5 protein-coding genes and 1 pseudogene are annotated in these 4,116 nt (G+C 54.4%); 5 read left to right on the forward strand and 1 reads right to left on the reverse strand.

What is annotated here, in order from left to right; genetic code table 11:
• Positions 1-415 (reverse strand): ribonuclease E inhibitor RraB (gene rraB, locus BBW68_RS11235; RefSeq protein WP_070135432.1); only part of this gene is annotated, 415 nt, incomplete at its 3' end.
• Between the two features lie 157 nt (positions 416-572).
• On the opposite strand from rraB, the gene argF reads away from it, so the two are divergent.
• The 5 genes and pseudogenes from argF to BBW68_RS11260 form a co-directional block, all read left to right on the forward strand.
• Entirely contained in the window at positions 573-1,583 is a 1,011-nt protein-coding gene (gene argF / locus BBW68_RS11240; protein WP_070135433.1) for an ornithine carbamoyltransferase, read from the forward strand.
• A 252-nt stretch (positions 1,584-1,835) separates the two neighbouring features.
• Positions 1,836-2,774 (forward strand): aspartate carbamoyltransferase, encoded by a 939-nt coding sequence (gene pyrB / locus BBW68_RS11245; RefSeq protein ID WP_070135434.1) that lies wholly within the window; start codon positions 1,836-1,838, stop codon positions 2,772-2,774.
• A gap of 10 nt (positions 2,775-2,784) precedes the next feature.
• Positions 2,785-3,249: pseudogene (gene pyrI, locus BBW68_RS11250) on the forward strand (aspartate carbamoyltransferase regulatory subunit).
• A 91-nt stretch (positions 3,250-3,340) separates the two neighbouring features.
• Positions 3,341-3,727 carry a 2-iminobutanoate/2-iminopropanoate deaminase gene (ridA, locus tag BBW68_RS11255; protein ID WP_070135435.1) on the forward strand — a complete coding sequence of 129 codons (387 nt, stop codon included), beginning with the start codon at positions 3,341-3,343 and terminating at the stop codon, positions 3,725-3,727.
• A 114-nt stretch (positions 3,728-3,841) separates the two neighbouring features.
• A partial coding sequence (locus BBW68_RS11260; protein WP_148127644.1) for an IS6 family transposase occupies positions 3,842-4,116 on the forward strand: 275 nt, incomplete at its 3' end.

Consider the following 4,116-nt stretch of genomic DNA (forward strand, 5'->3'; position numbering starts at 1 on the left):
TCTTTGCAACAGTGCCGATGTCATTGTCTTTGCCGTCGATATCTTCGCCGTCTGGATCTTCGAAGTAGGTGCCCCAGCCGTCGTAGTCGACGTTAAACTTCGCGGTCAGATCAATCAGCTGCTCAACCTGCGCGTCAATCAGCTCGGCGTTCAGCGCGCTCTCACTGATGATGTCGCAGCACTGCACTTTGGTGCCGTCTTCCAGATCCAGCTCTTCTGGATCGGTAACTTCATAGCCCAGTTTGAAGGCTTCTACTGCGGCTTTTTCCAGCGCATCGAAGCTGTCACAGAAGAGATGATGCTCAATGGTGTAGAGTGCATCAGGGTCGCTGCCGTCATCCAGCAGCTCTTCAATAATTAGCCGCGTCTCTTGCGTCTCTTCACGCTGCTCTTCCAACAATGCTTCGTTAGCCATGATCCATTCCTCATTAAGGGCGTTATTTCCGGTATTTTCCCACAGTGCCCTCCGCGCCACTACCTTTAAACAAAAGTTTCTTCAGGTCGGGGTTGAAAATACATATTCATACAGTTAAATTGAATTTTAATTCATTAAAGGTTATCTGGAGTGCGTTATGAGTCACTTATATCACCGTCACTTTCTCAGACTGCTGGATTTCACTCCCGCTGAAATTACCGGCCTGCTGGCGCTGGCGGCCACACTTAAGACCGACAAGAAAAATGGCGAAGAAATTCAGCACTTGAAAGGCAAGAATATTGCGCTCATCTTCGAAAAAGACTCGACCCGTACCCGATGCTCTTTCGAAGTTGCCGCATTCGATCAGGGCGCCAACGTCACCTATCTTGGCCCGAGCGGCAGTCAGATAGGCCATAAAGAGTCGATGAAGGATACCGCCCGAGTGCTGGGTCGCATGTACCACGCCATCCAATATCGCGGCCACGGCCAGGCGCTGGTGGAGTCGCTGGCTGAACATGCTGGCGTGCCGGTATGGAACGGGCTGACCAATGAGTTTCATCCTACGCAGCTGCTGGCCGATCTGCTGACCATGCAGGAACATCTGCCGGAAAAAGCCTTTAGCCAGATGACGCTAACCTACGTGGGCGACACCCATAACAATATGGGTAACACCCTGCTGGAAGCTGCCGCGCTGATGGGTATCGATTTGCGCCTTGCCGCGCCGGAAAGCTGCTGGCCAGACGCTGAGTTGATCGCAGAGTGCTGCAAGGTGGCGGAGAAAACCGGCGGCAAAATCACCCTGACGGCCGATATTCACGCAGCGGTCAAAGGTGCCGACTTTATCTACACTGATGTCTGGGTGTCGATGGGCGAGCCGAAAGATGTGTGGCAGGAGCGTATTGCCCTGCTGCGTCCCTACCAGGTCAATATGGCGATACTGCAGGCTACCGGCAACCCGCAGGTGAAGTTCCTGCACTGCCTGCCTGCGTTCCACGACGACCAGACCACGCTTGGCCAGCAGATGGCGCAGCAGTACGATCTGCACGGCGGCATGGAAGTGACGGACGAGGTGTTTGAATCAGCGCACAGCGTGGTATTTGATCAGGCGGAAAACCGTCTGCACACCATCAAGGCGGTGATGGTGGCAACGTTAGTGCAACCTGACTAAATCAGCCGGAGCAAACGATTACCTGCGCGGCGATTTTCGCTTGCCGCCGCCAAGTGAATGCGTATAATGCACCTCGTTTGCTGGGGGATGCATGAAAATAAACAGCCAGAAAAATGCCGAACTGACGCGCTGTAATACTGGCGGGCAGCCTGCTTTTTTCCTTCCGTGGCACCCCCGATTATAAGGAAAGCCCCTCATTGAGGGGCTTTTTTTTGCCCGAATTTCAGTCAGCACGCGTAGAGGAGAGTGAAAATGGCCGCTAACCCGCTATATCACAAACATATTATTTCGATTAACGATCTCAACCGTGACGAGCTGGAACTAGTGCTGCGTACTGCCGCCAGCCTGAAGGCCAACCCGCAGCCGGAGTTGCTGAAGCATAACGTGATTGCCAGCTGCTTCTTTGAGGCATCCACCCGTACCCGTCTGTCATTTGAAACCGCCATGCACCGCCTTGGCGCGTCGGTGGTCGGTTTTGCCGACGGTGGCAACACCTCGCTGGGCAAGAAAGGCGAAACCTTGGCAGATACCATTTCAGTGATTGGCACCTACGTCGATGCGATTGTGATGCGTCACCCGCAGGAAGGAGCCGCGCGCCTAGCGACCGAGTTTTCCGGCGGCATGCCGATCCTCAACGCGGGCGATGGGGCTAACCAGCACCCGACCCAGACGCTGCTTGACCTCTTCACCATTCAGGAAACCCAGGCTCGCCTGAGCAACCTCAACGTGGCGATGGTTGGCGACCTAAAATATGGTCGTACCGTGCACTCGCTGGCGCAGGCGCTGGCGAAGCTTGACGGCAACCGCTTCTACTTTATTGCCCCGGATGCGCTGGCAATGCCCGCCTATATCACCGATATGCTCGATGAGAAAGGCATTGTCTGGACGCGCCATGACAGCATTGAAGAGGTGGTGTCGCATTTGGATATTCTGTACATGACCCGGGTGCAGAAAGAACGTCTGGATCCGTCGGAATACGCCAACGTGAAGGCGCAGTTTATCCTGCGCGCTGCCGATCTGGCGAACGCGCGCGACAACATGAAGGTGCTGCACCCGCTGCCGCGCATTGATGAAATTGATACCGACGTCGACGCCACGCCCCACGCTTGGTACTTCCAGCAGGCCGGCAACGGCATTTATGCGCGTCAGGCACTTCTGGCGCTGGTACTGAACAGCGAAGCGGCTCTGTAAGGGGAAAATCATGATGCATGATAATAAATTACAGGTTGAAGCAATCAAACGCGGCACGGTGATTGACCATATCCCGGCGCAAATCTGCTTTAAGCTGCTGTCGCTGTTCCGCCTGACGGAAACCGACCAGCGCATTACCATCGACCTGAATCTGCCATCGGGCGAGATGGGGCGTAAAAACCTAATCAAGATTGAAAACACCTTCCTGATCGACGACCAAGTAAACCAGCTGGCGGTGTATGCGCTGCATGCCACCGTTAACCGCATCGACGATTACAACGTGGTGGTGAAGATAGCTCCGATGCTGCCGGAGCGTATCGAGCGCGTCCTGACCTGCCCGAACAGCAACTGCATTGGCCGCAGCGAGCCGGTATTTTCCAGCTTCGCGGTGAAACAGCGCTAGGACGTGCTGCACCTGAAATGCAAATACTGTGAGAAAGAGTTCGCGCACCATGTGGTGATGGCCAGCGATTAACTTCATTGCAATTGCCCGAACCCTGCCAGTATTGTAGGGGCTTGGCAAGCCCGGCCCGCAATCAACAAACTGCACACATTCAGGAGAAACTATGTCGCGTGAAATTAGTACGAAAAACGCCCCAGTCGCCATCGGACCTTACGTTCAGGGTGTCGATCTTGGCAGTATGATCATTACTTCCGGCCAGATCCCAGTCGATCCTAAAACCGGCGCGGTTGCCGACGATATCGCGGCACAGGCAGGTCAGTCGCTGGAAAACGTGCAGGCCATTGTGGAAGCGGCCGGTCTGAAGGTGGGCGATATCGTGAAAACCACGGTGTTCGTTAAGGATCTCAACGATTTTGCTACCGTTAATGCCACTTACGAAGCGTTCTTCACCGAACACAACGCCAGCTTCCCCGCGCGTTCCTGTGTGGAAGTGGCGCGCCTGCCGAAAGATGTGAAAATCGAAATCGAAGCAATTGCCGTTCGTCGTTAAGCGGCGCGCATTCGGGCGGATGGCAAAAGAGGGTCCGCCCTTACATCTACTGGCACTGTTGCAAAGATCTGGCGATGGTAAACTGATGCCACTGTTTAGTTGAAGGAGCAGCACATGAACCCATTTAAAGGTCGACATTTTGAGCGTCATATTATCCTGTGGGCCGTCCGCTGGTACTGCAAATATGGCATCAGTTATCGTGAGCTGCAGAAGATGCTGGCTGAGCGAGGGGTAAATGTCGATCACACCACGATTTATCGATGGGTTCAGCGTTCTGCACCTGAAATGGAAAAGCGGCGGCGCTGGTACTGGCGTCAACCTTCCGGTTTTGGCTCATGGCATCTCGATGAAACCTACGTGAAGGTCAACGGACGCTGGGCTTATCTGTA

The sequence above is a fragment of the Candidatus Erwinia dacicola genome (genome assembly GCF_001756855.1).
Lineage (GTDB): Bacteria > Pseudomonadota > Gammaproteobacteria > Enterobacterales > Enterobacteriaceae > Erwinia > Erwinia dacicola.